Source organism: Micromonospora rosaria (genome assembly GCF_001567585.1).
GTDB classification, from domain to species: Bacteria; Actinomycetota; Actinomycetes; order Mycobacteriales; family Micromonosporaceae; genus Micromonospora; species Micromonospora rosaria.
This window is the reverse complement of the sequence record NZ_LRQV01000070.1, coordinates 1-24,966: the sequence shown is the minus strand read 5'-3', so window position 1 is coordinate 24,966 and position 24,966 is coordinate 1. Positions and strand designations below refer to the sequence as shown.

Genomic DNA, 24,966 nt, shown 5'->3' with positions numbered 1-24,966 from the left:
CCGCCGATCGACGGCGGGCGCACTCCCGGGCCGGGCGGTTGCAGGCCGGGCGGTCCACCAGGCCGGGCCGGGCGACTGTCCGACCCGCGTGCGAAACTACACGGGAGTAGTTCCCGCGCCGCCGCGTCGGATCCGGGCCGTCCACCAGGCCGTTCGCCGGGTGACCCGCTGAGCCCCGCCGCCCGCCCGACCCTGACGCGCAGGCGCGGTCCGGCCGGTGGGCCGGCGGAGCGAGGAGGCGGAGCACGTGTCGGACCAGGAGTTCCACTGCGACACCTGCGGGAGCGTCCAGCGTTTCGAGGCGCCGCCGTGCCGCGACGGCCACGGCGCCGACTGCCCCGAACGGGCCTGCACCCGCTGCGGCGCGGCGCTGCTCCTCGGCGCCCCGCCCGGTCTCGCGCCCCGACCGGCTACCCGGCGGCAACCGCCCGCCGGCTCCCCGGTCGGCGGCCGGACCCGCGCCACCACCCGACCCGGTTCCCCCCGCCACGCCGCCTGACCGGCCGGCCAGCCAGCCCGTCACGCCGCCGGACCGGCCGGCCAGCCCGCCACACGGCCGGACCGGCCGACGGCTGTCACCGCCGACACGTCGAAGCCCGCGCCCCCGGATCGGGGCGCGGGCTTCGACGTGGACGACGCGGCGGGGCCGGTCAGTGCTCGGCGGTCCGCCGGGTGCCGCTGTAGTACTCGAAGAGGAGGCCGGAGACGGCGAAGATGACCAGGACCAGCCCCATCCCGATCAGCCAGAGCTGCCAGAACACCAGCCCGAGACCGGCGATCGAGGCGGCCAGGGCCAGGCCGAACGGCCAGTAGCTACCCGGGCTGAAGAAGCCGACCTCACCCGCGCCGTCGGCGATCTCCGCGTCCGGCCGGTCCTCCGGGCGCAGCTCGATGCGGCGGGAGACGAACCAGAAGAAGCCGCCGCACATCGCGCAGAGCAGGAAGGAGAGCGTCAGGGCGGTGGTGCCGATCCACTCGATGTGCCCGGTCTCCCCGGCCGTCCACGCGCCGTAGAGCACGGCGGTGCCGGCCAGGAAGACAGCGATGATCAGGAAGATCCGCCACTCGGTCTTCATGGGCGTACCCCTCAGCTTCCCGCGCCGGCCGGAGCGTTGTCCGGGTTGAAGTTGCTCGCCGTCCGGCGCGTGTCGAACGGCTTCGTGGTCGTGGCCAGGGGCTCCTCACCGATGGCCTGGAGGGCCTCCTGCGTCGACCGACCGTCCTGCTTGGCGGCGAGGAACTGCTCGTACCGCTCGGGCGAGACGACGCGCAGCTCGAAGTTCATGAAGGCGTGGTAGCTGCCGCACAGCTCGGCGCAGCGCCCGACGTACGCGCCCTCCTGGAGCAGCTCCGAGACCTCGAACGAGTTACGGATCTTGCCGGGGAAGACGTCCCGCTTGAACAGCAGCTCCGGCACCCAGAACGAGTGGATGACGTCGCGGCTGGTCTCCTCGAAGCGGATCGACCGCTCGGTCGGCAGCACGAGCACCGGGATGACCTCGCTGGTGCCGAGCACCGACGCCACGGTGTTGGCGTCCTCGCCCTGGCCGTCGCGGTAGTTGAACTGCCAGTTCCACTTGAAGGCGACGACCTCGACGGTGACGTCGGGGTTCGCCGACTCCTTGTTCACGTCGGTCTGCACGACCGCCGTGTAGTAGAAGAGCACCGAGACGACGAGGATCGGCGCGATGGTGTAGAGGAACTCCATCGGCAGGTTGTACCGGGTCTGCACCGGCAGCTCGTTGCCCCGCTTCCGGTAGCGCACCACGCACCAGAAGATCAGGCCCCAGACGAAGACACCGACGGCGAGCGCCGCGATGCAGGAGGCGATCCAGAGGTCGTACATCCGGCGGGACTCCGGCGTGATGCCGCCCTGCGGCCAGCCGAAGCCGCCGAAGGCGCCCCCGACGTCGCAGCCGGTGAGCGTGACCAGCAGCGCCACCGCTCCGAGGCCGAGCCCGGCGACCCGACCAGCACCACGCCGCCGGCGCCGACCGGCTCCCGGAGAAGCGTTGTGCCGTACGGCCGAGGGCCGTACCTCCGAACTCCTTGCGACCACCTGGTCCTGCCTCCCTAGCGCGCCGCGGTGTGGGATTCCCCCAGGACACCGGCGGCAAAGGCGTCACCGACGGTCGCAGATTACTCGACCTAGAGGGACTCGACGGCCTTGGGGGTCGTCGTCCGCCCCGTCGGGGGATCTTGCGACGCCTCCGCGCGGTAGCGTTGCCTTCCGTGAGCGCTCCCCCGGTCTACCTGGACGCGGCCACCGCCGCGCCGCTGCATCCGGTCGCCCGACAGGCACTGCTGGCCGCGCTCGACGACGGCTGGGCAGACCCGGCCAAGCTCTACGCCCGCGCCCGCCGGGCCCGGCAACTCCTCGACGCCGCCCGGGAGGCCACCGCGCAGACCCTCGGCGTCCGCCCCGACGAACTCTCCTTCACCCCTGGTGGTACGGCCGCCGCGCACTCCGCCGTCCTCGGCGGCCTGGCCGGGCGACGCCGGGCCGGGGACACCCTGGTGCACTCGGCGATCGAGCACTCGGCGGTGCTGCACGCCGCGCAGCGGCACGTCGCCGACGGCGGCACGGCGGTATCGGTGCCGGTGGACCGGCTCGGCCGGCTGGACCGCGACGCCTGGTCGGCGGCGGTGGCCGCGCCCGGGGTGGCGGTGGCCGCGCTGATCGCCGCGAGCCACGAGGTGGGCACCGTCCAGCCGGTCGCCGAGGCGGGGGCGGCCTGCGCCGCCGCCGGGGTACCGCTGGCCGTCGACGCCGCCCAGGTGGTCGGCCGGCTGCCGGTGCCCGCGGGCTGGTCGATCCTGACCGCCAGCGCGCACAAGTGGGGCGGGCCACCCGGGGTGGGCCTGCTGGTGGTCCGCAAGGGCACCCGCTGGGAGTCGCCCTGGCCGGCCGACGAGCGGGAGGCCGGGCGTACCCCGGGGGTGGTGAACCTGCCGGCGGTGGTGGCCGCGGCGGCGAGCCTGCGCGCGGTGGCGGCCGACGCGGCGGCGGAGGCGGCCCGGCTGGCCCCGCTGGTGGACCTGATCCGGGCCCGGGTCGCCGCCGAGGTGCCCGACGTCGAGGTGGTCGGCGACCCGGTGGAGCGGCTGCCCCACCTGGTCACCTTCTCCTGCCTGTACGTCGACGGGGAGGCGCTGCTGCACGCGCTGGACCGGCGGGGCTTCGCGGTCTCCTCCGGCTCCTCGTGCACCTCCTCGACGCTGCGCCCCTCCCACGTGCTGGAGGCGATGGGGGTGCTCTCGCACGGCAACGTCCGGGTCAGCCTGCACCGGGAGACCACGGCGGCGGAGGTGGACCGGTTCCTCGCCGAACTGCCCCAGGTGATCGCGGAGCTGCGCGCCGAGGCGGGGGTGGTGGGGCTGTGACCGTCCCCGCCGAGCTCCTCGACTGCCGGGGCCAGCGCTGCCCGCTGCCGGTGATCGCGGTCGCCCGCCGGCTGCCCGAACTGCCGGTGGGCACGGTGGTGCGGGTGCTCGCCGACGACCCGGCGGCGGCGGTGGACATCCCCGCCTGGTGCCGGATGCGCGGGCAGGAGTTCGTCGGCAGGATCACCGGCCCGGACGGCCCCGGCTACGACGTCCGCCGCTCGGTGTAAGGAAGGGCACCTTATTAACGCCTACGGTAGAGAAGGGTCCCCCTCTCACCGCACCCCCACCCGCTGACCGCCCCGCCCGCGTACGAGCCCCGTCCCCGCGATCATGCGGTTCGGGCCGACGACATGTCACATATGCGGCACTTGTCGGGGCCCCCACTGCACGATCGCGGGGGGCGGGCGGCGGGGCAGGACGACGCCGGGGGCGGGGCAGCGCGGGGCGGGGCGGGAGTGGGTCAGGGGAGCAGGTGGGGGCGGACCTCGTCGGCGGCGGCGTCGCCGTACGACTCGGCGAGGCGCTTGACGAACAGGTCCCGGCGGACCTCGTACTCCTGGGTGCCGACGGTCTCCAGGACCAGGGCGGCCAGCAGGGAGCCGACCTGGGCGGCCCGCTCCAGGCCCAGCCCCCAGGAGAGGGCGGCGAAGAAGCCGGCCCGGAACCCGTCACCGACCCCGGTCGGGTCGACCGCGCGGGCCTCCCGGGCGATCGGCACGTGGATCCGCTCGACGTCCCGGCCGACGATCTCCACACCGTTCTTGCCGAGCGTGGTGACCCGGACCTTGACCAGGTCGAGCAGCTGGGCGTCGGAGAGCCCGGCCTTGCTCTGCAGCAGGGACTTCTCGTAGTCGTTGGTCATCAGGTACTCGGCGCCGTCGATCAGCCCGACCACGTCCGAGCCCTCCATCCGGGCGAGCTGCTGGGAGGGGTCCGCGACGAAGGCGTACCCGCGCTCCCGGCACTCGGCGGAGTGCCGCAGCATCGCCGCCGGGTCGTTCGCGCCCACCAGGACCAGGTCCAGCCCGTCGAGCCGCTGCGCCACGGGCGCGATCTCGATGTTGCGCGCCTCGGCCATCGCCCCGGCGTAGAACGAGGCGATCTGGCACATGTCGGTGTCGGTGGTGCAGACGAAGCGGGCGGTGTGCGCCACCTCGCTGACGTGTACCGAGTCACAGTCCACGCCGTGGCGCTCCAGCCAGGAGCGGTAGTCGGCGAAGTCCGCGCCCACCGCCCCGAGCAGCACCGGGCGCAGACCGAGCTGGCCCATCCCGAAGGCGATGTTCGCCGCCACCCCACCCCGGCGGACGACCAGGTCGTCCACGAGGAAGGAGAGCGACACCTTGTCCAGTTGATCCGCGATGAACTGGTCGGCGAACCGACCGGGGAAGCTCATCAGGTGGTCGGTGGCGATCGAGCCGGTAACGGCGATCTTCATGTCAACCCTCGACGGTCGGCAGCACGGCGCGGGTCAGCCTACCGGTCCGCCCGGGAAACCGGACGGCCTCGTGCGGAGCGGGCCGGACTTGCCCAGGTCGCCGTAGGAACGACCGGTGGCGGAAATGGGACGGCCCCCGACGGCGAACGGCGGAGCCACCCCGCCCGGGGTGGCTCCGCCGTGTCGGCTGGTGCGCGTCGACTCAGCTGAACGAGTCGCCGCAGGCGCAGGAGTTGCCCGCGTTCGGGTTGTCGATGGTGAAGCCCTGGGCGTCGATCCGGTCGGCGAAGTCGATGGTCGCCCCGGCCAGGTAGGGGGCGCTCATCCGGTCGACGACGACCTCGACGCCGCCGAAGTCGCTGACGACGTCACCGTCGAGCGACCGCTCGTCGAAGAAGAGCTGGTACCGCAGGCCGGAGCAGCCGCCCGGCTGCACGGCGACCCGCAGCCGCAGGTCGTCGCGGCCCTCCTGCTCGATCAGGGCCTTGACCTTCTGCGCCGCGACGTCGGTGAGGACGACGGACGTGGGGGCCTTGGCCTCGGTCGACTCGGTCTGCGCTGGCGTGGTCACGTGGAATTCTCCCTGCACGCGTAGGTGTGGTCGTCGTCCTGGCCAACGTCACCCGCCGGTCCAGTGATTCCCACTGCGGTCCGTGTTCGATTGTAGGCCCGCCCCGGGCGTCGCCACCCGGGCAGCGGGCAGCCGCCCGCGGGGGTGGCCCAGCTCACCGGCTCCACTGCCGGGCCAGCCGCGCGCCCAGCTCGCGCAGCCCCTCGGCGGGCCGGCCCATGGCCGCCTCGACCCCGCCGCGCTCCTCCCCGCCGAAGTGCTCCACCAGACTGTACGCGTCGGTCACCCCGGCCGAGGCGGCCTCCCGGCGGCCGGTGCTGACCCGCCCGGCGACCACCACGCAGGGCACCCCCCGGTCCCGGGCGGCGCCGGCCACCCCGGCCACCACCTTGCCGCGCAGCGACTGGTGGTCGAAGGAGCCCTCTCCGGTGATCACCAGGTCGCACGCGTCGAGCGCGGCGTCCAGGCCGATCGCCCGGGTGACCAGCCCGATACCGGACTCGCAGCGACCGCCGAGGGCGAGCACCGCCGCGCCCAGCCCGCCGGCCGCTCCCCCACCGGGCAGCGCGCCGAGCTGCGGCGGGCACCCCGGCAGGTCCTTCTCGAGTACGGCGGCGAAGCGCTCCAGGGCGGCGTCGAGCAGCAGGACGTCCTCCCGGCTCGCCCCCTTCTGCGGGCCGTACACGTTGCTGGCCCCGTGCAGCCCGAGCAGCGGGTTGTCGACGTCGGTGGCGGCCACCAGGGTCGCGCCGCGCAGCCGGGGGGTACCGTCCAGCGCGGCCACGGCGGCCAGCGCCGCTCCGCCGTACGGCAGGGCGAGGCCGGTCCCGTCCAGCGGGGTCGCGCCCAGCGCGGCGAGCATCCCGGCCCCGGCGTCGTTGGTGGCGGAGCCGCCCAGCCCGATCACCACCGTCCGGGCGCCGCTCTCCACGGCGGCGGTGACCAGCAGCCCCAGCCCGTACGAGGTGGTGGCCTTCGGGTCGCGTTCGGCGGGGTCGAGCAGGTGCAGCCCGCACGCCTGGGCGCTCTCCAGGTACGCGGTGGAGCCGTCGGCGGTGAGCAGGATCTCACCGGCGGCCGGGCGGCCCAGCGGGTCGACGGTCGACACCGGCAGCCGCCGCCCGCCGAGCGCCTCGGCGAGCACCGCGACGAAGCCGGGACCGCCGTCGGCCAGCGGCCGAACCACCAGCTCGTCGCCCTCGGCCACCTCCCGCCAGCCCTCGGCGACCGCGACGGCCACCTCCTGAGCCGGCAGGGTGCCGGCGAACTTGTCCGGACAGAGCAGCACGCGCATCCGAGCAGTGTGGCAGGCCACAGCGGTAGAAGTTCCACCCCGGCCACGCTGTGGGACCATGGGGACGTGACTTCGACCTGGGTGGAACCTTCCAACACCGCGACTGCCCTGCTGCTGCTCGGCCGGGGCAGTGACCCTGCCACCGAGCGCGGCGTCGAGTGCCCGGGTGACCTGCCGGCGCCCAGCGACCCGGACCTGGTGGCCCGCGCGGCGGCGGCGAAGGCGGCGCTGGGCACGAAGGTCTTCGTGCTGGGCCACCACTACCAGCGCGACGAGGTGATCCAGTTCGCCGACGTGACCGGCGACTCGTTCAAGCTGGCCCGGGAGGCGGCGGCCCGCCCGGACGCGGAGTACATCGTCTTCTGCGGCGTGCACTTCATGGCCGAGAGCGCCGACATCCTCACCTCGGACGCGCAGCGGGTGATCCTGCCCGACCTGGCCGCCGGCTGTTCGATGGCGGACATGGCGGTGCTGTCGCAGGTCGAGAAGGCCTGGGAGGCGCTGACCGACCTCGGCGTCGCCGAGCACACCGTCCCGGTGACGTACATGAACTCCTCGGCGGACATCAAGGGCTTCGTCGGGCGCAACGGCGGCGTGGTCTGCACCTCGTCGAACGCGCGCCGGGCCCTGGACTGGGCGTACCAGCAGGGCGAGAAGGTGCTCTTCCTGCCCGACCAGCACCTGGGCCGCAACACCGCCGTGCTGGAGATGGGCCTGTCACTGGACGACTGCGTCCTCTACGACCCGCACAAGCCGAACGGCGGGCTCACCCCGGAGCAGCTCCGCGACGCGAAGATGATCCTCTGGCGGGGGCACTGCTCGGTGCACGGCCGGTTCACCCTGGACAGCGTCAACGACGTCCGGGAGCGGGTGCCGGGGGTGAACGTGCTGGTCCACCCGGAGTGCCGGCACGAGGTGGTCACCGCCGCCGATCACGTCGGCTCGACCGAGTACATCATCAAGACCATCGAGGCCGCCCCGGCCGGTTCGGCGTGGGCGGTCGGCACCGAGCTGAACCTGGTCCGCCGGCTGGCGCTGGCCCACCCGGACAAGCAGATCATGTTCCTCGACCGGGCGGTCTGCTACTGCTCGACGATGAACCGGATCGACCTGCCGCACCTGGTCTGGGCCCTGGAGGAGCTGGTCGCCGGGCGGGTGGTGAACCAGATCACCGTGGACGCGGACACCGCGCACCACGCCCGGGTGGCGCTGGACCAGATGCTCGCCCTGCCGGGCGCGGACACCCCACCCCCGGGCGCGGCCTGATCACGTTTCGTGACAACATTGGTACGGGGACGTACCGGTTTCACCGATTCATGCCGCCGCAGGCGGTGTGACCGAGTCATTCTGTTCACCGAGGGCTATGCTGCCGGATGCGACGACAACGGCGGCCTTTTTTGACGTGGCCGCGTTCCGGGTAGCGATGACCATCGTGGGCCCCACCCCTCAACACGGCAGCACCGACGCGCTGGAGGTTGCGTTGACCGACGACGTCCTGGTCGTACACGGAGGAAGTCCGCTGGAAGGGCGGATCCGCGTGCGCGGCGCGAAGAACCTGGTTTCCAAGGCGATGGTCGCCGCCCTGCTGGGCGACACCCCCAGCCGGCTGTTCGACGTGCCGCGGATCCGTGACGTCGAGGTGGTCCGTGGGCTGCTCGGCCTGCACGGGGTCAAGGTGACCGACGGCGACGAGGACGGTGAGCTGGTCTTCGACCCGGCCAACGTCGAGAGCGCCAGCACCGATCAGATCAACGTGCACGCCGGCTCCAGCCGGATCCCGATCCTGTTCTGCGGCCCGCTGCTGCACCGGCTGGGCCACGCCTTCATCCCCGACCTGGGCGGCTGCCACATCGGCCCGCGCCCGATCGACTTCCACCTGCAGGCGCTGCGCGAGTTCGGGGCGACCGTGGACAAGCGGCCGGAGGGGCTGCACCTGTCCGCCCCGAACGGACTGCACGGCACCAAGTTCGCCCTGCCGTACCCGAGCGTCGGCGCCACCGAGCAGGTGCTGCTCACCGCGGTGATGGCCGAGGGCGTCACCGAGCTGCGCAACGCCGCCGTGGAGCCGGAGATCATCGACCTGATCTGCATCCTGCAGAAGATGGGCGCGATCATCAAGGTGCACACCGACCGGGTGATCGAGATCCAGGGCGTGCCGAAGCTGCACGGGTACACGCACCGGCCGATCCCGGACCGGATCGAGGCGGCGAGCTGGGCGGCGGCGGCCCTGGCCACCCGGGGCCACGTGGAGGTGCTCGGCGCCCAGCAGGCCGACATGATGACCTTCCTGAACATCTTCCGCTCGGTCGGCGGCGAGTACGAGGTCACCGACGCCCGGCCGCCGAAGCTCGGCGACCCGGGCCAGGAGGGCGGTATCCGGTTCTGGCACCCGGGCGGGGAGCTGAAGTCCGTCGCCCTGGAGACCGACGTGCACCCCGGGTTCATGACCGACTGGCAGCAGCCCCTGGTGGTCGCGTTGACCCAGGCCCGGGGCCTGTCGATCGTGCACGAGACGGTGTACGAACAGCGGCTGGGCTACACCGAGGCGCTGAACACCATGGGCGCCAACATCCAGGTGTACCGGGACTGCCTGGGCGGCACCCCGTGCCGGTTCGGCCGGCGCAACTTCAAGCACTCCGCGGTGATCGCCGGCCCGAGCAAGCTGCACGCCGCCGACCTGGTCATCCCGGACCTGCGCGCCGGGTTCAGCCACCTGATCGCGGCGCTCGCCGCCGAGGGCACCTCCCGGGTGTACGGCGTCGACCTGATCAACCGGGGGTACGAGGACTTCGAGGCCAAGCTGGCCGACCTCGGCGCCCACGTCGAGCGTCCCTGACCCGACCGGCCGGGCATGACCTGGCTCACCTCCGCCCGCGCCCACCGCACCGATGTGCACCGGGCGCGGGCGTTTGGCTACCCTTGCCGCGTGCCCTCGCTCTTCCGCCGCAAGTCCACCGACGTCGTCGACGAGTCCGTCACCCCGGTGACGACCGACGACGAGTCCGTCGCCGCCCAGCCCCGTGGCTACACGCCGGCGAAGGGCCGTGAGACGCCGAAGCGGCCGGGTGCCGCCCGCCGACCGGGCGGGTCCACCAAGCCGCTGACCAAGGAGGAGGCGAAGGAGCGCCGCCGGCAGTTGCGGGCCGAGGCGGCGGCGGAGTTCCGCCGGGAGGGCGGCCCGCGCGACCGGGGCCCCGAGCGGCTGCTCGCCCGCAACGTGGTCGACTCCCGCCGCACCATCGGCACCTGGTTCTTCGGTGGCGCGCTGATCGTGCTGATCGGCTCGAACGCGGCGATGCCGCCGATCGTCCGGCTGGTCTCCAACCTGCTCTGGGGGGCGCTGGCCCTCGGCGTGGTGATCGACTCGATCCTGATCTCGCGGAAGATCAAGAAGCTGGTCCGGGAACGCTACCCGCGCAGCGGCGAGCGGATGGGCTCGCTCTACCTGTACGCGATCATGCGGTCGATCACCTTCCGCCGGATGCGCGCCCCCGAGCCCCGCGTCAAGCTCGGCGACAAGGTCTGACCGACCGGCTGCCCGACCCGCTGCGCCCGTAAAGCACGACGGCGCCCAGGCGAGGGGCGCGGTGACACGGTGGCGGGACGGCGCCCTCCATTCGCCCACCTCACCCCACGCTGCCCCGCACCTCCCGCCCTCGCCACGCACCCGCCACGCTCTCGGCGTCGCCCGGCCTCGGCGTCGGCGTGCCTTCGTCCGGCGAACACATGCTTTTCGTTGACATACCTGTGAGGAATATTTATTCCTCACAGGTATGTCGACGGCGGAGGTTATCGTCGCCGGAGCACGACACTCCCGGGCCGGGTCGGGGCGGGTCAGGGTACGCCGAGTAGGCGGAGCAGGGCGGTCACCCCGGCCGCAGCCACCACCACCAGGACGAACGGCGCGCGACGCCAGGCGAGCAGCACGCCCGCCAGCACCCCGGCCGGTCGCGCGTACCCGGCGAACTGGGCCGCCTCGGTCAGCGCCGCCGTCGCGGCCAGCGCGGCGAGCAGCGCGGCGGCCCCGACCGGCAGTAACCGCCGGGACCACTCGGGCAGGTCCAGCCGGTCACGCAGCAGGACGCCGGTGAGCCGCAGGCCGAACGTACCGGCGGCCAGGGCGAGGATGACCGCGATCAGCACGGCGCCCCCTCCGGCCGCGCGGCCCGCGCACCGGCCGCCGACCCGACGCCAACCGCGCCACCACCGGCCGGGCCCGCAGCAGTCGAGCCACCAGCAGTCGGGCCGGCGTCGGTCGGCGGGTCGGTGGAGCGACCGGGCAGGAACAGCACGAGCAGGCCGCCGAGGGCGAGCAGCACGGGCAGGCCGGCCGGGAGGAACGGGGTGGTCAGCACCGCCAGCGCCGCGCCGACCAGGGCCACCCGCCGGGTGTCGCGGTCCCGCAGGCTCGACAGCAGCAGGGCGAGCAGACCGGCCGGGAAGGCCGCGTCCAGCCCGAAGGCGGCCGGGTCGCCGAGCGCGCCGCCGGCGAGCACGCCGATGACGGTACCCAGGTTCCAGGCCAGGAAGAGCAGGGTCGCGGCGATCCAGAAGGCCCGGCGGCGCGCCGGGCCGGCGGGGCGGGCCAGGGTGAACGCGGTGGTCTCGTCGGTCATCAGGTGGCTGCCGAGCAGCCGCTGCCAGAGTCGGCCACCCATGGTGCCGCCCAGGGTCAGCCCGAACGGCAGGTGCCGCGCGTTGAGCAGCAGGCCGGCGAGGACCGCGGCGACCGGGCTGCCGGCGGCCACCAGGCCGACAGCCATGAACTGGGCCCCACCGGCGTACACCAGGATCGACATGACCACCGGGGCCCAGAGGGGCAGGCCGGCGGCGACCGCCATCGCGCCGAACGAGGCGCCGACCGCCACCATCGCCGCTCCGATGGCGGCCACGTCGCGCAGCACCGCGCGATCGGGCCCGGACCGCACTGTTCGCTCTGCCGTACGCATGTTCGTTATGATGAACAGCCGCAGGGTCGTTCGTCAAACCGAACAAACGGTACGATGGAACGAACATGACGACCGAACCCGCTCCCCCACTGGCCACCATCGCCGCGGCACTGCGCCGTGAGCGGCAGCGCGCCGGCATCTCGCTGACCGAGCTGGCCCGCCGGGCGAAGATCGCCAAGTCGACGCTGTCCCAGTTGGAGTCGGGCCTGGGCAACCCGAGCGTGGAGACGCTCTGGGCCCTCGGGGTGGCCCTCGACGTGCCGTTCAGCCGGCTGGTCGAGCCGACCCCGCCCGCCGTCCGGGTGATCCGGGCCGGCCAGGGGCCCCGGGTCCGCTCCGAGCACGCCGACTTCACCAGTACGCTGCTCGCCGCCGGGTCACCGCACGTCCGCCGGGACGTGTACGTCATCGCGCTGGAGCCGGGGCAGGTCCGGGTCGCCGAGGCGCACACCCCGCGCAGCGTCGAGCACGTCGTGGTGGCCGCCGGGCGGCTGCGCGCCGGGCCCGGCACCGACCTGGTCGACCTGGACCCCGGCGACTACGTGACCTTCCCCGGTGACGTCCCGCACCGCTACGAGGCGCTCACTCCGGGGACGTTCGCGGTCCTGGTGATGGAGCACCCGTGAGCCCGGCACCGGCCGACGCAGCGGTGCAGGGCTCGCCGGCCGGGGAGCGGTAGAGCCGGGCCACCACCTCCTCGATGTCCGGCTCCACGATCGAGATGTCGCGCAGCGGGACCAGCCCGGCCAGGGCACCCACCACCTGCGCCGCGCTCGCCGCCCCGCAGGCGTACACCAGCCGGTGCCCGTCCGCCTCCACGCGGTGCAGGGTCGCCCCGGTCAGCACCGGTGGCTCGGCCGGCGCGCTGTCCAGGTCGGCCACGACCAGCCGGCGCGAGCCGTACCGGGCGTGCAGGTCGGCGATCGAGCCGTCGTGCGCCACCCGACCGTGGTCGACCACGACGAGCCGCCGGCAGAGCCGTTCGATGTCGGCGAGGTCGTGGGTGGTGAGCACCAGCGTGGTGTCCCCGGTCCGGCTCAGCTCGCCGAGGAAGCTCCGGACCGCCTGCCGGCTCACCACGTCCAGCCCGATCGTGGGCTCGTCGAGGAAGAGCACCTCCGGGCCGTGCAGCAGCGCGGCGGTCAACTCGCCCCGCATCCGTTGCCCGAGCGAGAGCTGCCGGACCGGGGTGTCGGCGAAGGCGTCCAGGTCCAGCAGGTCCCGGCAGCGGCGCAGCCGGGCCGCGTGCTCGGCGGACGGTACCCGGTAGATGTGCCGCAGCAGGTCGAAGGAGTCCCGCAACGGCAGGTCCCACCAGAGTTGTGACCGCTGGCCGAAGACCACCCCGATCCGGCGGGCCAGCCGGGTCCGGTCCGGCACCGGGCGCAGGCCGCAGACCCGGACCGTACCGCCGGACGGGGCGAGCACGCCGGTGAGCATCTTCAGCGTGGTCGACTTGCCCGCGCCGTTCGCGCCGATGTAGCCGAGCGTCTCGCCCCGGGCCACCCGCAGGTCGACGCCGTCCACCGCCCGCACGGTCCGCCGGACCCGGCGCCACCGGCCGACCTTCACCCGGACCGGGAACTCCTTGCGCAGGTCGCACGCCTCGATGATGGTCATGACCCCGTACTCCGGTAGTGACGGACGCCGGCGCGCCAGAGCAGCGCGGCGGCCCCGGCGGCGACCAGCGCGACCCCCGGCGACACCCAGCCGACCCAGGCCGGCAGGCCCAGCGGGTCGGCCCGGCCGAGCAGCGCCAGCGCCGGGTGGTAGCTGACGAAGGCGAACCCCAGGCCGTACGCGAAGGCCGCGCGGAACCAGCCCTCGAAGATCGTGACCGGGTACGAGCTGAAGTCCCGCCCCCCGTAGGTGACCGAGTTGGCCAGTTCGCCCGACTCGGTCCAGTAGAACGTGAGCGTGGCGGTGGCCACGAAGATCGAGCCGAAGAAGACCGTCCCGGCGAGTGGGGCGAGCACCACCAGCACGACCCGCCCCGGCGTCCAGTCGATCCCCGCCGAGGTGACCGCCGCGACCAGCACCGCCACCCCGACCACGGTCCGGGACGCCTTGCGCAGCGGCAGGTCCATCAGCAGCAGTTGGGGCAGCGCGCCGAGCGGACGCAGCAGCACCGCGTCGAACAGCCCGCTGCGCACGTACACCGGCAGCCGTTCGACGTTGCCGAAGAACAGGTCGGCCAGGGCGAAGGCGGTGGCGTTGAGCCCGACCACGACCAGCGTCTCGCGCAGCGTGAAGCCGCCCAGTTCCCGGGTGACGCCGTAGAGCACCACGACGGCCAGCACGTCGAACACGGTGGCCCCGACGTTGCCGACCAGGTCCACCACGAACGAGGTCCGGTACGTGGTCTGCGCCCGCGCCTGCGCGCCCAGCAGGGCCCGGTACGCGACCAGCGCCCCACCGGCCCGCTCGCCGCGCCGGACCGCCGGCCACCGCTCAGCCACCGTGCACCACCAGCCGCCGCTCCGCCCGGCGCTGCACCCACCGGCAACCGGCCAGCAACAGGACGGCCCAGCAGAGCTGCACCCCCACCAGGCCGGCCTGGATCGCCGGGGGGTCCCGTTCGACCAGCACGTCCAAGGGGGCCTGGAGCAGGCTCGGGAACGGGGTGAGCAGCCACAGTGGCACGTACAGCCACTCCGGCAGGAAACGCAGCGGGAAGGCGAGCCCGGCCAGCACCGCGGAGCAGAGCGTCCAGAGCAGCAGCGGCCCCCGGGCGTCCCCGAGCCAGTAGGCGGTCGCGTTGACCAGGTACCGGCAGCCGAAGGAGACCACCACCGCCAGGACCACGGAGCAGCCGAAGAACGCCACGGTGGACCAGCGGGCCGGCAGGTGGACCTCGAACAGCAGCGGCCCGACCAGCAGCGGGGGCACCATCCGGGCCAGCCCGGCGTACCCGGCCCGGCCCAGGTCGGCGGCGAGGTAGCTGGTCACCGGGTGGACCGGCCGGAGCAGGTCGGCGACGATCTCGCCGGTACGGATCCGGTCGGCCAGCTCCGTCCACCGCCAGAGCAGCACGACCGCCAGCAGCCCCTGCCCGGCCCAGACGAAGGTGACGAGCTGCGCCCGGTCGTACCCGGCCGCCGTGCCGGCCTCGCCGGCCACGGCGAGCAGGACGTAACAGCGGAGAATGCCGAAGACCGTGTTGGTCACCACTCCGGCCACGGTGGCCTGGCGGTATGTCGAGTATCGCCGGAAACCCGATCCGACTATTGCGGCGAATGTCCGAATCAGTAGGATAACGTTTGGACGCGCGGACGGTGCCGCAGTGGCGGTGACCGAGTCCACGCCGCTACCCTCCATCCGCAGCCATCCCGCACCGGACGCGTGACTCTACCGGGGGGTGGGGCGCCCAGCGCGACAATATTCCGACGAGGTGACACCGCCGTGAGCGAGCGACGCGAGCCGGCCACCGGGGCGCGCCACGCGGGCTGCGACGGGGCCCGCCGATGAGTCGCGGCGACTTCGACCGGTGGCGTGACCCGGCCGAGCCGTCCTGGGTCTTCGCTCCGACGAACGAGTGGCAGCCACAGTTCCCGGGCCAGCGCTACCCGGGCGACATCGGCGTGCAGTACGCTCCCCCGCCCACCGGCCGGGCCGCCGCCGTGGGCCGTGCCGAGGTGCCGCCGCTGGCCCCGACCCGCGCCGACGGCTCGTACCGGGTGGGCTGGGTCTGGGACGACGAGGACCTCGACGACCAGCCGGCCCCCGGGGGCGGGCGACCCGACCCGCGCGACGAGCGCCGCTCCGACGATGCGTACCGTCGGCCCCACGCGGAACCGACCTGGCAGCGCGACCGGCCGGCGTCGCCGCGCCCCGACCCGGACCGCTGGCCGACCGGCGGCGAGGCGGACCGGCCCGGACGCCGGCCCGCACCGCCGGAGCGCACGCCCTCCCGGGAGACCGGCTGGCACCGACCCGGGCCCGACCACCCCCGCGACCGCGACCGGAGCCGCGACTGGGACCAGGGCCGGGACCAGGACCGCACCCGTGACCAGGGCCGGGACCGAAGCCGCGACCGGGAACAGGGTCGCGACTGGGACCAGGGCCGGGGCTGGGACGGCGACCGGGGTCGCGACCGGGACCGGCACGACGGCCACCGCGCCCGTCCCGAACGACCCGAGTACGGGTCTCGTCCCGTCTCCCCCGCGCCCACCTACGGCATGCCGCCCGTCTCACCCGCGCCCCTCTACGGCATGCCGTCCGTCTCACCCGCCCCCGATGCCGGCTACGGCACCCCGCCCGTCTCCCCGGCCCCCCGCCCCGGTTACGGCACCCGTCCGGTCTCGCCCGCACCCCGGTCGGAGCGGCCCGAGCCGGGCTGGATGCCGGAACCGGAGGAGCAGGCCCCGCCGCGCCGGGCCGAGCGACCCGCCGCCGGGTACGACCGGCCGACTCCCAGAGCCGAGCGGCGCTCCCCGGAGGACGGCCGCCCGCAGCACCAGTGGAGCCCGCACCCCCAGGACATTCCGGCGACCCAGCGCCCCCGGCCGGACCAGGGTGACCCACGTCGACCGGCCGCCTCCGCCGAGCAGTGGTACCCGACCGACCGGTGGGGCGCGGGCCGGCAGCAGCCACCGGGACCTGCTCCGGCGCGTCCCGAGCACCCCGATCGACGGCAGCCGGCACCGGAGCCGCACCGCGAGGCGGGCCCGCGACCGGCCGCCCGGGGTGACGAGGGACTGCCCTGGCCGGCGCCCGGCCCGATCCGGCCCGACCTGTTCCGTCGCCCGGAGCAGCGCCGCTCGACGGACCAGGGCGACGCCGGCACCGGGCAGAACGACGCTCCGCCGCGCTACACCTCCCGCCCGGCAGAGCCGGGCCCTCCCTCCTGGCAGGACGGACGTCCACCGGTACCCCAGGACCGCCGTGACCCGGGTCGCCCCGCCGCCCCCTCGGAGCCGCGCGAGGCCGGCCGGCCCACCGAGCCGCGCGAAGCCGGCCGGCCCTCCATCCCGGTGGAGCCCCGGGACTGGGCCCGTTCGGCGCGGCCCGCCGAGCCCCGCGAGTGGAGCCGGCCGCCCACGCCCCCGGAGCCGACCGAGCGGCCCCACTCGATCTACGAGCGGCCCCGACCGGCCACATCCGGCCCGCAGAACCAGCCCCGCACGGGTACGCCCGCGAGCCCGCGTCAGCCCCTCCGAGCCGCCGACGCCGCACCGCCACGCGGGCCGGTCCCACCGCACGAGCCCCAGCCACCACGCGACGCCACCCCGCCCCGCGAGACGGTGTCCTGGCACGAGACGGTGTCGCCGCGCGAGACGGTGTCGGCCCGGGAGTCGGCAGCTCCGCAGGAGTCGGCGCCGCCGCAGGAGATGGCGCGGCGGCACGACGTCGTGCCGCCGCGTGAGTCGGAGGCGCCCCGAGCGGGGGCAGCCGCCCTGCACGAGACCAGGCCGGCCCGGGAGACCACGCCGATCGAGGACGTCGACCCCTCGTCGGCGCCCGTGTCCCCGGCGGCCCGGCTGCGCATGGAGTTCCTGCCCGGCCCGGTCACCCCGGCGCCGTACCCGACCCGTCCCGAGCCGCTGTCGGACGCCGCTCCGCCGGCTGGTACCACCCCGCCGGTCGACGCCGCCCCGCCAGCCGACGCCGCGCCGCGTGCGGAGGAGGCCGCGACCGGACACCGCGGGGACGAGATCCCCCTGGTCCGTCGGCCCGACGCCGGTGCCGATCCGGTGCCGACGCCCGCCGCGACACCTGTCGACGATGACTGTCGAGCTGAATCGGATACGACATCGCCGGCTGACTCGGTAACGACATCAGCTCGACAGTGGACGGCTCCCCTCTCCACCGACCCGGCACCCAAGTCGTCGGAGGAGCACCCGGCGGAGGCCGAGCCCCGGGAGCAGCACGGCGCTGACGCCAGCTCCACCGGGCCAGACCCCCGTGACGCCGACGTGCCGACGGCCGAGGAACCGCCCGACGCACCCGCATCGCGGCCGGCGGACACCTGGGCCGTCGCCCCGGACCTGCCCCGGCCGTACGTTCCCCCGCCGACCGAGCCCGCGCGGCCCGAGCCCGCGCGGCCCGAGCCGGCACCGGCGGATTGGCCCGGGTCCGAGCCGTCCGCGCTGGGCGGCGCGGATGCCTGGTTCCGTCCCAAGCGACCGGTCGTCGCCGAGTTGGCGGCAGCGCGACCGGACGGTCCGCCGGAGCCGGGTACCCCTGCGGTCGAGACGGCCGAGCGGTCCGCCCCGGCAGCCGGCGACGGCCCTGCGGACAGCGGCGGCGATCCGGACCACGGGATGCCCGCCGGCGCCGACGAGGCCGGCTCGGTCCTCTCGCCGCACGTCACCGACGCAGCGCCGATCTCCGCACCGCCGGCGCCTCCGGTCGATACCGCAGCCGACCAGCGCGCCGTCCCGGCAGAACAGCTCGGAGCCCCGGCCGTCGAGCCGGTCGAATCCGTGCCGGCTCGACCGGTCAGCGCGCCTCCGGCCGAGTCCCGCCCCGCCTCACCGGCTGCTGAGCCCGGCACCGTGCCACCGGTCGACGCGGCCCCACCACCGGTCGACGCGGCCCCACCACCGGTCGACGCGGCCCCGCTGCCACCCCACCAGCCGGTGTCCGCACCACCGGCCCGCCCGGTCTCTGCCGCACCGGCACCACACATCTCCTCGCCACCGGTGGACACGGTTCCGGCAGCGCCGACCGCCCCGGTCTCCGCACCACCGGCGACCCCGGTCTCCGCACCACCGGCGGCCCCGGTTGCGGCGCCACCGGCCCCGATCTCGGCAGCGCCAGCAGCACCGATCTCCGCGCCACCGGCGGCAGCGGTTTCCGCTCTCCCGGCACCGGCAGCAGCCCCGGTCTCCGCGCCACCGGCGACGCCGGTGTCCTCGCCACCCGCAGCGCCGATCTCAGCGCCGCCAGCGCGTCCGGTCTCCGGGCTCCCGGCCGATCACGACAGCCCGGAGACCCAGCCGGACAGCCGCGTGCTCGGTACGCTCCCACCGGCTCCGGTTTCCGCACCGCCAGCGCCCGCGCCATCGCCCCTCGCGCCGCCGGTCTCTGCCCCAGCGGCCTCTGCCCCACCAGCGCCCGCATCATCGCCCCTCGCGCCGCCAGTGTCTGCCCCACCGGTCTCCGCCCCACCGGTCTCCGCGCCGCCGGCCCTCACACCATCGGCCCCCGCACCATCGGTTCCGGCATCGCCAGCGCCCGCGTCGCGGACCGCCACGCCGCCAGCGCCCACGCCGCCGACGCCCGAGCAGCCGGCTCTCGCACCGCCGGACACCGCACCACTGGAGACCGCGCAGCCGGACAGCGCACTCCTGAAGAGCCCACAGCCGGACAGCGCGCAGCCGGCTCCGCCAGCGGTGGCTTCCGCGCCGCCCGCCCTCGCATCGCCGGCTGGCGGCCCGGTGCCGGAGTCCACCTCCGATCCCCGAAAGACCGAGGCCGGTTCGGGAGCCGGGGACGGCTCAGGAGCCAGCGCCAGGGCCGAGCACGGCTCCGGGGCCGGGGACGGTGCTGAGGCCGGGGACGGTGCCGGGTCGGGGGACCCGTCGGACGGCCGGAGCGGGCAAGCTGCCGCAAGGGTGGCCGGGAAGACCCCGGCGGCCCGGCCGGTCGACGTCCAGGGCGACCCGGAGCAGGCGCTGACCAGCTACCGCTGGGAGGTCGACCCCGAGACGCTCCGGGAGATCGTGGAGAGCCCGGACGACCTGCGGACGATCCGGCGACGGCTCACCGAGAAGCTGGGCGCGGCCATCGACAACCGGGCCCGCGCCCGGCTGCTCAGCCTGCGGGCGGTGGCGTCCCGGCTGATCGGGGAACTGGACGACGCCCTCGCCGACGGCCGGCTCGCGTTGACCTACGCGGAGGCGACCGGTGAGCTGCGCCGGACCGCGCTGGTGCAGGCGCGGCTGGCGAACGTGCTGCGCTGGCGCGGCGAGTTCGCCGAGGCCGACCGGCTCCTGGCCAGGGCGAACTCGCCGGAACTGCCCGACCGGCTGCGCGCCGCGTTGCACGAGCACGCCGGACGGTCCTGTTACGACCAGGGGCGGCTGATCGAGGCGTGCCACCACTTCGAGCGCGCGTTGGACCTGCGCGGTGACGGGGACGCCGACCTGTCGGCCCGGGTACGCCAGGCCCTGGACGCGGTGCAGCGACGGGCCGGGGACGGTGGTTTCGGGCCGTACCCCCGCAGCCGCGACGAACTCCTGGAGCGGCCGGTCCTGCCGGTGCCGGCGCGCGACGGCGACCGGGAGCGGTGGGGGTACGCCGATCCCGACGGCGACTTCGTCATCGCCCCGGAGTACGCGGCGGCGCAGCCGTTCCACGAGGAGTTGGCCTGGGTACGCCGGCCCGACTCGCCGGGGTGGACGCTGCTCGACCGGCACGGCGTACCCCGGTTCGAGTCCGCCTGGCCGGCGGTGCGGCCCTTCTCCGACGGGTTGGCCTGGGTCTCGCCCGACGGTGCCGGGGGCTGGCTGGCCGTCGACCCGGACGGGGAGGTGGTCGCGCACCAGGGCTTCGACGAGGTACGCCCGTACCGGGCCGGTCGGGCGGCGGTGCGCCGGGGCGCGGGCTGGGGCGCGGTGGACACCAACGGACGGGTCGTGGTGCCGACCCGGTACGGCGGCTTCGCCACGACGCTGAGCGACGGCCGGCGGGTCGCGGGCTTCACCGACGAGGGGCTGGCCGTGGTCGAGGTGAACGGTCGGCAGGGGGTGCTGGACCGGACCGGCCGGATGGTCGTCGAGCCGGCCCACCCGGTGCTGGTCATCCATCCGGTCGCGTTCCTGGTCGGTGACGGGGGCGGCCGGTGGGGCGCGCTCGACCGGCACGGCGAACCGCTGATCGACCTGGTGCACCGCGACCGCGACGAGGTGCTGGCCGAGATCGAGCGGCTGCTCACCGACGCCTCACCGGTCCTCTGACCGGCGGGCCGGCGGGAACGGCCGGCGCGGGCCGGCGGGGAACGGCCGGCGCGGGCGGGGCGTCAAGGTGAGCGGCGGCGGCACCGGAGTTAGGGTCGGGACCATGGAATTCCGACACCTTGGCCGCTCGGGCCTGCTGGTCAGCGAGATCTCGTACGGGAACTGGATCACCCACGGTTCCCAGGTCGAGGAGGAGGCGGCGGTCGCCTGCGTGCGGGCCGCCCTGGACACCGGTATCACCACCTTCGACACCGCCGACGTGTACGCCGGCACCCGCGCCGAGGAGGTGCTGGGCAAGGCCCTCGCCGGCGAGCGTCGCGCGGGGCTGGAGATCTTCACCAAGGTCTTCTGGCCCACCGGGCCGGGCCGCAACGACCGGGGCCTGTCCCGCAAGCACATCATGGAGTCGATCGACGGCTCCCTGCGCCGGCTGCGCACCGACTACGTGGACCTGTACCAGGCCCACCGGTACGACTACAGCACCCCGCTGGAGGAGACCATGTCGGCCTTCGCCGACATCGTCCACTCCGGCAAGGCGCACTACATCGGCGTCTCGGAGTGGAAGGCGTCGCAGCTGCGCGAGGCGCACGCGCTGGCCCGGGAGCTGCGCGTCCCGCTGGTCTCCAACCAGCCGCAGTACTCGATGCTGTGGCGGGTCATCGAGGCCGAGGTGGTGCCCGCCAGCGAGGAGCTGGGCATCGGGCAGATCGTCTGGTCGCCGATGGCGCAGGGCGTGCTCACCGGCAAGTACCTGCCGGGGCAGCCGCCGCCGGCCGGTTCCCGGGCCACCGACGAGAAGTCCGGCGCGGACTTCATCGCCAAGTGGCTGGACGACGAGGTGCTGACCCGGGTGCAGCGGCTCAAGCCGCTGGCCGAGCAGGCCGGGCTGACCATGGCCCAGCTCGCCGTCGCCTGGGTCCTGCAGAACCCGAACGTCTCCTCAGCGATCATCGGCGCCTCCCGCCCGGAGCAGGTGCACGACACCGTGAAGGCGGCCGGGGTGAAGCTCGACGCCGAGCTGCTCAAGGCGATCGACGAGATCGTCGACCCGGTCACCGAGCGGGACCCGGCGAAGACCGAGAGCCCGGCCCAGCGCCCGTGACCCACCGGCTCCGGGCCGGCGCGACCACCGCGCCGGCCCGGAGTCAGCTCTGCCAGAAGCGGATCAGGTCCAGCCCGGCGGCGTACAGCCAGGGCGGCAGGCCGAGCAGGTTCGCCACCGCGAAGACCGCGTCGAAGAACCAGCCGCCGATCCGCGGGTTCCACAGCAGCGCGAAGAGCAGGATGAACCCGTACGGGGCGAAGAGGTCGTACATCCGGCGCCACTGCGGGGTCAGCCACGGCTGGATCATGTTGCCGCCGTCCAGGCCGGGTACCGGCAGCAGGTTGAGCACGCTCGCGGTGAGCTGGAGGAACGCGAGCAGGGCCAGGCCGGCCCAGAACTCCACCGACCCACCGGTACCAGTGCCGATCCGCAGCGCCGCCACCAGGACCAGGGTGAACAGCACGTTGGTGGCCGGGCCGGCGAGGCTGACCAGGGTGTGCCGCAGCCGGCCGGGGATCGCGTGCCGGTCCACCCAGACCGCGCCGCCGGGCAGGCCGATCCCGCCGAGCAGCACCACCGCCACCGGCAGCACCACCGACAGCAGCGGATGGGTGTACCTGAACGGGTTCAGGGTGAGGTAGCCCCGGTGGGCGACGCTGCGGTCACCGGCCCGGAAGGCCACCACCGCGTGCGCGTACTCGTGCAGGCAGAGCGAGACCAGCCAGCCGGAGACCACGAAGAGGAACACGTCGACCCGGACGTTGCCGACCTGGTTCCAGGCCAGCGCCCCGCTGGTCACGAAGAGCGCGACCAGGGCGAGGAAGACCGGGCTCGGGCGGAACGCCGCCCGGGGCACGCCGAGCACCAGCGGCTCTCCCGGGCGGTCGTAGCCCATCAGTCGCCCGACTGCAGCAGACTCATCCGGTAGTCGACCCGGTCGTCCTCCAGCAGGATGACGGTGGTGACGCCGGACGCCGCGAGTTCCCGCCAGGTCTGGCCGATCCAGGACTCGGCGTCGGCCTGACTGCCGAACGACTCCGCCGGTCCGTCCACCGCCGCGCCGTCTGTGCCCTCGTACCGCCAGCTCCACGCCATGCCGCGTCTCCCCTCGCCGCTGAAGTCCCGCCGGGACGAACTCCGCCAGCGTAGTCGCCTTCCGGCGCACCGCACCCGGCGGTGGCCCGCCGGACACCGCCCGTCACGGGTTCCTGCGGCGGCAGCGGGGGTATGGAGCGGACACGACACACCGCGCGCGCCGCGCGGCCAGAACGACCACCGCGCGCGCCGCGCGGCCAGGATGACCGGTGCGGGAGGAGCGAGATGGTACGGCCGTTGCAGGAGATGGACACGGAGGAGCTGCGGAGGATCGCGGTACGGGGTGGCATCGAGGGGACCGAGGCGATGGACCGGGAGGAACTGGTCGACGCCCTGGTGGCGCGGCCCGGCGAGGGCGCCTGGCAGGAGGACCCGAAGCCGGCCGACGTGAACCCCAACGACTACCAGTACCACGGCCCCGAGCAGCGCTGACCTGGCCGCCGAAGCCCTCGCGAGGGCCCCGGGGCAGCACCTCCGCGCCGCCGTGGGTCCGGATGGCTCTAAGGTACGCACATGTCGGTTGACGGGTGGCACAAGGTCCTGGTGCTCGGCGGCGTCCGGTCGGGCAAGTCCGAGTTCGCCGAGTCCCTGGTCGGTGACGCGCCGACCGTCCGGTACCTGGCCACCTCGGCGCCGGGCGATCCGGAGGACATTGAGTGGGCGCAGCGCCTGGCCGCCCACCGCAGCCGCCGGCCGGGTAGCTGGCGGACGGAGGAGACCGCCGCCGATCCCCGCCGCCTGGCCGACGTGATCTCTTCGGCCGAGCCGCACGAGACGCTGCTCGTGGACGACCTGGGTGGCTGGGTGACGGTCCTGCTCGACCCGGCCCACCAGCCCGCCGACGACACCGCCACGATCACCGAGCTGGCCGGGGCGATCCGCGCCTGCCCGGCCCGGATCGTCCTGGTCAGCCCCGAGGTGGGGCTCTCCCTGGTGCCGACCACGCCGGTCGGCCGGGCCTTCACCGACGCGCTCGGCGCGGCCAACCGGGCCGTCGCCGACGCCTGCGACACGGTCGTCCTGGTCGTCGCCGGCCAGCCGTGCTGGCTCAAGCCGGCCGCCCCGCCCCGACCGGCGACCGTACCGACCCAGGGCGGTCCGGCCCAGACCGTCCCCGCCGGCGCGGTGCCGGACTCCACGACTCCCCCGGCCACTCCGCCGCCCCCCGCGCCGGAGCCCACCCCGGCGATCTCCACCGGGCCCGTCCCGGCGGCTGCCGCCGGGGCGAGCCGCCCGGCGTGGTCCGGGCCGACCGAGTCGCTGCCGGTGGTCACCGCCGGAACGGTCATCCAGCCGGGCATGGACCTGCCGATGCCCGACGACGTCGCCGGCCCGGAGGCGGTGCGGCGGCTGGCCACCCTGGACCTGCCCGGTACGGGTCTGGGCACCATGGAACGGCTGGTCAGTTTCGCCGCCGCGACGCAGGGCACCGCCACGCCCGTCCCCTGGGAGCGGGTACGGCTGCTGCTGCTCAACGGCGACCACGAGGGCGGCGCCGCCGCCGGTACCGTGCCCGGCGAGTCCGCCCGCCGGGCGCAGCAGGCCGAGGACGGCGCCGGCCTGCTGGGCCGGCTGGCCGACGGGACCGGGACGGCCATCCAGGTGGTCGACGTCCCGGCCGCCGGGGCGATCGAGCACGGGCCGGCGCTGACCGCCGAGACCGTCGAGGCCGCGCTGCGGTTCGGCTGGCAACTGGCCGAGGAGGCCGCCGAGGCCGGCGTCCACCTGCTGGTGCTGGGCTCGTGCGGCGGCGGCACCGACGCGGCAGCCGCCGCGGTGCTCGGGGCGACCGCCGGGGCGGAGCCGGCGGCGGTGCTGGGCCGGGTCGTCGACACCGACGGGCGCATCGACGACGCGGCGTGGATGCGCCGCTGCGCGGCGGTGCGCGACGCGCTGCACCGGACCCGCCGGACCTCGCGCGAGGCCAAGGACGTGCTGGCCGAACTGGGCGGCGGGGACATCGCCGTCGCCACCGGCGTCCTGCTCGGGGCGACCGCGCGCCGGCTGCCGGTCCTGCTGGACGGGCCGGTCGGGCTGGCCGCCGCGATGGTCAGCCGGGACCTGGCCGGGCAGGCCCGGCACTGGTGCCTGCTCACCGACACCGGCGGCCACCCGGCGGTCCGGCTCGCCGCCGACGTGCTCGGTCTCAGCCCGCTGGTCGACCTGCGGCTCGACCTCGGGGAGGGCGCCAACGCGCTGACCGTGCTGCCGATGCTGCGCTCGGTGCTCTCCGTCGCCACCGGCCTGCCGGCCCGCCCGACCCCCGGCACCACCCCGGACCCCG

The 24,966-nt window shown here is 74.8% G+C and carries 23 protein-coding genes; 11 read left to right on the top strand and 12 right to left on the bottom strand.

Features of this window, described 5'->3' with window-relative positions; genetic code table 11:
* The first annotated feature begins 217 nt into the window (after positions 1 to 217).
* Entirely contained in the window at positions 218 to 499 is a 282-nt protein-coding gene (locus AWW66_RS18690; RefSeq protein WP_067367931.1) for a hypothetical protein, read from the top strand.
* A 151-nt stretch (positions 500 to 650) separates the two neighbouring features.
* Here the strand turns inward: AWW66_RS18690 and AWW66_RS18685 are convergent, their stop codons facing one another.
* Both AWW66_RS18685 and ctaC read right to left on the bottom strand, forming a co-directional pair.
* Complete coding sequence (locus tag AWW66_RS18685) at positions 651 to 1,076, bottom strand: cytochrome c oxidase subunit 4 (RefSeq protein WP_067367922.1); 426 nt, start codon at positions 1,074 to 1,076, stop codon at positions 651 to 653.
* An 11-nt stretch (positions 1,077 to 1,087) separates the two neighbouring features.
* The gene (gene ctaC / locus AWW66_RS18680; RefSeq protein ID WP_067367920.1) at positions 1,088 to 2,059 is read right to left on the bottom strand and encodes an aa3-type cytochrome oxidase subunit II; all 972 of its coding nucleotides are present in this window, start codon (positions 2,057 to 2,059) and stop codon (positions 1,088 to 1,090) included.
* A gap of 173 nt (positions 2,060 to 2,232) precedes the next feature.
* Here ctaC and AWW66_RS18675 point away from each other — a divergent pair, with 173 nt between their 5' ends.
* Both AWW66_RS18675 and AWW66_RS18670 read left to right on the top strand, forming a co-directional pair.
* Positions 2,233 to 3,384 (top strand): cysteine desulfurase family protein, encoded by a 1,152-nt coding sequence (locus AWW66_RS18675; protein WP_067367918.1) that lies wholly within the window; start codon positions 2,233 to 2,235, stop codon positions 3,382 to 3,384.
* Positions 3,381 to 3,614: a sulfurtransferase TusA family protein gene (locus AWW66_RS18670; RefSeq protein ID WP_067367915.1), complete on the top strand. Its 234-nt coding sequence runs from the start codon at positions 3,381 to 3,383 to the stop codon at positions 3,612 to 3,614. The genes AWW66_RS18675 and AWW66_RS18670 overlap by 4 nt, the downstream gene beginning before the upstream one ends.
* 233 nt (positions 3,615 to 3,847) lie before the next feature.
* On the opposite strand, the gene AWW66_RS18665 is transcribed toward AWW66_RS18670, so the two are convergent.
* The 3 genes from AWW66_RS18665 to AWW66_RS18655 all read right to left on the bottom strand — a co-directional run bounded on the left by AWW66_RS18665 (position 3,848) and on the right by AWW66_RS18655 (position 6,690).
* Positions 3,848 to 4,825, bottom strand: a complete 978-nt coding sequence (locus tag AWW66_RS18665) for a carbohydrate kinase family protein (RefSeq protein ID WP_067367912.1) — start codon at positions 4,823 to 4,825, stop codon at positions 3,848 to 3,850.
* A 202-nt stretch (positions 4,826 to 5,027) separates the two neighbouring features.
* On the bottom strand, positions 5,028 to 5,396 hold the full coding sequence (gene erpA, locus AWW66_RS18660; RefSeq protein ID WP_067367911.1) for an iron-sulfur cluster insertion protein ErpA: 369 nt from the start codon (positions 5,394 to 5,396) through the stop codon (positions 5,028 to 5,030).
* A 154-nt stretch (positions 5,397 to 5,550) separates the two neighbouring features.
* Entirely contained in the window at positions 5,551 to 6,690 is a 1,140-nt protein-coding gene (locus tag AWW66_RS18655) for a glycerate kinase family protein (protein ID WP_067367909.1), read from the bottom strand.
* Positions 6,691 to 6,756: 66 nt separating this feature from the next.
* Here AWW66_RS18655 and nadA point away from each other — a divergent pair, with 66 nt between their 5' ends.
* The 3 genes from nadA (at position 6,757) to AWW66_RS18640 (ending at position 10,216) form a co-directional block, all read left to right on the top strand.
* On the top strand, positions 6,757 to 7,956 hold the full coding sequence (nadA, locus tag AWW66_RS18650) for a quinolinate synthase NadA (RefSeq protein ID WP_067367906.1): 1,200 nt from the start codon (positions 6,757 to 6,759) through the stop codon (positions 7,954 to 7,956).
* Positions 7,957 to 8,113: 157 nt separating this feature from the next.
* Complete coding sequence (gene murA / locus AWW66_RS18645) at positions 8,114 to 9,526, top strand: UDP-N-acetylglucosamine 1-carboxyvinyltransferase (RefSeq protein ID WP_245648369.1); 1,413 nt, start codon at positions 8,114 to 8,116, stop codon at positions 9,524 to 9,526.
* Between the two features lie 90 nt (positions 9,527 to 9,616).
* On the top strand, positions 9,617 to 10,216 hold the full coding sequence (locus AWW66_RS18640) for a DUF3043 domain-containing protein (protein WP_067367903.1): 600 nt from the start codon (positions 9,617 to 9,619) through the stop codon (positions 10,214 to 10,216).
* 308 nt (positions 10,217 to 10,524) lie between these two features.
* On the opposite strand, the gene AWW66_RS18635 is transcribed toward AWW66_RS18640, so the two are convergent.
* Positions 10,525 to 10,833, bottom strand: a complete 309-nt coding sequence (locus AWW66_RS18635) for an AzlD domain-containing protein (protein ID WP_067367898.1) — start codon at positions 10,831 to 10,833, stop codon at positions 10,525 to 10,527.
* Positions 10,827 to 11,639 carry an AzlC family ABC transporter permease gene (locus AWW66_RS18630; RefSeq protein WP_083978614.1) on the bottom strand — a complete coding sequence of 271 codons (813 nt, stop codon included), beginning with the start codon at positions 11,637 to 11,639 and terminating at the stop codon, positions 10,827 to 10,829. Before AWW66_RS18630 ends, AWW66_RS18635 begins: the two co-directional genes overlap by 7 nt.
* A gap of 65 nt (positions 11,640 to 11,704) precedes the next feature.
* Here AWW66_RS18630 and AWW66_RS18625 point away from each other — a divergent pair, with 65 nt between their 5' ends.
* Entirely contained in the window at positions 11,705 to 12,265 is a 561-nt protein-coding gene (locus tag AWW66_RS18625; RefSeq protein WP_067367894.1) for a helix-turn-helix domain-containing protein, read from the top strand.
* Here AWW66_RS18625 and AWW66_RS18620 read toward each other — a convergent pair.
* From AWW66_RS18620 to AWW66_RS18610, 3 genes are read right to left on the bottom strand one after another with little or no spacing between them, the layout of a single operon-like run.
* Positions 12,222 to 13,259, bottom strand: a complete 1,038-nt coding sequence (locus AWW66_RS18620; protein ID WP_067367891.1) for an ABC transporter ATP-binding protein — start codon at positions 13,257 to 13,259, stop codon at positions 12,222 to 12,224. The two genes, AWW66_RS18625 and AWW66_RS18620, sit on opposite strands and share 44 nt — an antisense overlap.
* Positions 13,256 to 14,098 carry an ABC transporter permease gene (locus AWW66_RS18615; protein ID WP_245648368.1) on the bottom strand — a complete coding sequence of 281 codons (843 nt, stop codon included), beginning with the start codon at positions 14,096 to 14,098 and terminating at the stop codon, positions 13,256 to 13,258. Before AWW66_RS18615 ends, AWW66_RS18620 begins: the two co-directional genes overlap by 4 nt.
* A complete protein-coding gene (locus tag AWW66_RS18610; protein WP_067367887.1) occupies positions 14,091 to 14,942 on the bottom strand; it encodes an ABC transporter permease in 852 nt (283 codons plus the stop codon). The genes AWW66_RS18615 and AWW66_RS18610 overlap by 8 nt, the downstream gene beginning before the upstream one ends.
* Positions 14,943 to 19,198: 4,256 nt before the next feature.
* On the opposite strand from AWW66_RS18610, the gene AWW66_RS36020 reads away from it, so the two are divergent.
* Positions 19,199 to 20,542, top strand: coding sequence for a WG repeat-containing protein (locus tag AWW66_RS36020; protein ID WP_067367881.1), 1,344 nt, complete (start codon positions 19,199 to 19,201; stop codon positions 20,540 to 20,542).
* Between the two features lie 103 nt (positions 20,543 to 20,645).
* Positions 20,646 to 21,644, top strand: a complete 999-nt coding sequence (locus AWW66_RS18595) for an aldo/keto reductase family protein (protein WP_067367875.1) — start codon at positions 20,646 to 20,648, stop codon at positions 21,642 to 21,644.
* A 43-nt stretch (positions 21,645 to 21,687) separates the two neighbouring features.
* Here the strand turns inward: AWW66_RS18595 and AWW66_RS18590 are convergent, their stop codons facing one another.
* Positions 21,688 to 22,482: a site-2 protease family protein gene (locus tag AWW66_RS18590; protein WP_067367874.1), complete on the bottom strand. Its 795-nt coding sequence runs from the start codon at positions 22,480 to 22,482 to the stop codon at positions 21,688 to 21,690.
* On the bottom strand, positions 22,482 to 22,682 hold the full coding sequence (locus AWW66_RS18585; RefSeq protein ID WP_067367870.1) for a hypothetical protein: 201 nt from the start codon (positions 22,680 to 22,682) through the stop codon (positions 22,482 to 22,484). Before AWW66_RS18585 ends, AWW66_RS18590 begins: the two co-directional genes overlap by 1 nt.
* Positions 22,683 to 22,907: 225 nt before the next feature.
* Here AWW66_RS18585 and AWW66_RS18580 point away from each other — a divergent pair, with 225 nt between their 5' ends.
* A complete protein-coding gene (locus AWW66_RS18580; protein ID WP_067367868.1) occupies positions 22,908 to 23,114 on the top strand; it encodes a hypothetical protein in 207 nt (68 codons plus the stop codon).
* 81 nt (positions 23,115 to 23,195) lie between these two features.
* Positions 23,196 to 24,966, top strand: a 1,771-nt coding sequence (locus tag AWW66_RS18575) for a bifunctional adenosylcobinamide kinase/adenosylcobinamide-phosphate guanylyltransferase (RefSeq protein ID WP_067367866.1), incomplete at its 3' end; no start/stop codon positions are given.

Coding starts and splice junctions, on each gene's coding strand:
- AWW66_RS18685 (WP_067367922.1), bottom strand. CDS start 1,076: ATGAAGACCGAGTGGCGGATCTTCCTGATCATCGCTGTCTTCCTGGCC.
- AWW66_RS18665 (WP_067367912.1), bottom strand. CDS start 4,825: ATGAAGATCGCCGTTACCGGCTCGATCGCCACCGACCACCTGATGAGC.
- AWW66_RS18655 (WP_067367909.1), bottom strand. CDS start 6,690: ATGCGCGTGCTGCTCTGTCCGGACAAGTTCGCCGGCACCCTGCCGGCT.
- murA (WP_245648369.1), top strand. CDS start 8,114: ATGACCATCGTGGGCCCCACCCCTCAACACGGCAGCACCGACGCGCTG.
- AWW66_RS18630 (WP_083978614.1), bottom strand. CDS start 11,639: ATGCGTACGGCAGAGCGAACAGTGCGGTCCGGGCCCGATCGCGCGGTG.
- AWW66_RS18625 (WP_067367894.1), top strand. CDS start 11,705: ATGACGACCGAACCCGCTCCCCCACTGGCCACCATCGCCGCGGCACTG.
- AWW66_RS18620 (WP_067367891.1), bottom strand. CDS start 13,259: ATGACCATCATCGAGGCGTGCGACCTGCGCAAGGAGTTCCCGGTCCGG.
- AWW66_RS18595 (WP_067367875.1), top strand. CDS start 20,646: ATGGAATTCCGACACCTTGGCCGCTCGGGCCTGCTGGTCAGCGAGATC.
- AWW66_RS18590 (WP_067367874.1), bottom strand. CDS start 22,482: ATGGGCTACGACCGCCCGGGAGAGCCGCTGGTGCTCGGCGTGCCCCGG.
- AWW66_RS18585 (WP_067367870.1), bottom strand. CDS start 22,682: ATGGCGTGGAGCTGGCGGTACGAGGGCACAGACGGCGCGGCGGTGGAC.
- AWW66_RS18580 (WP_067367868.1), top strand. CDS start 22,908: ATGGTACGGCCGTTGCAGGAGATGGACACGGAGGAGCTGCGGAGGATC.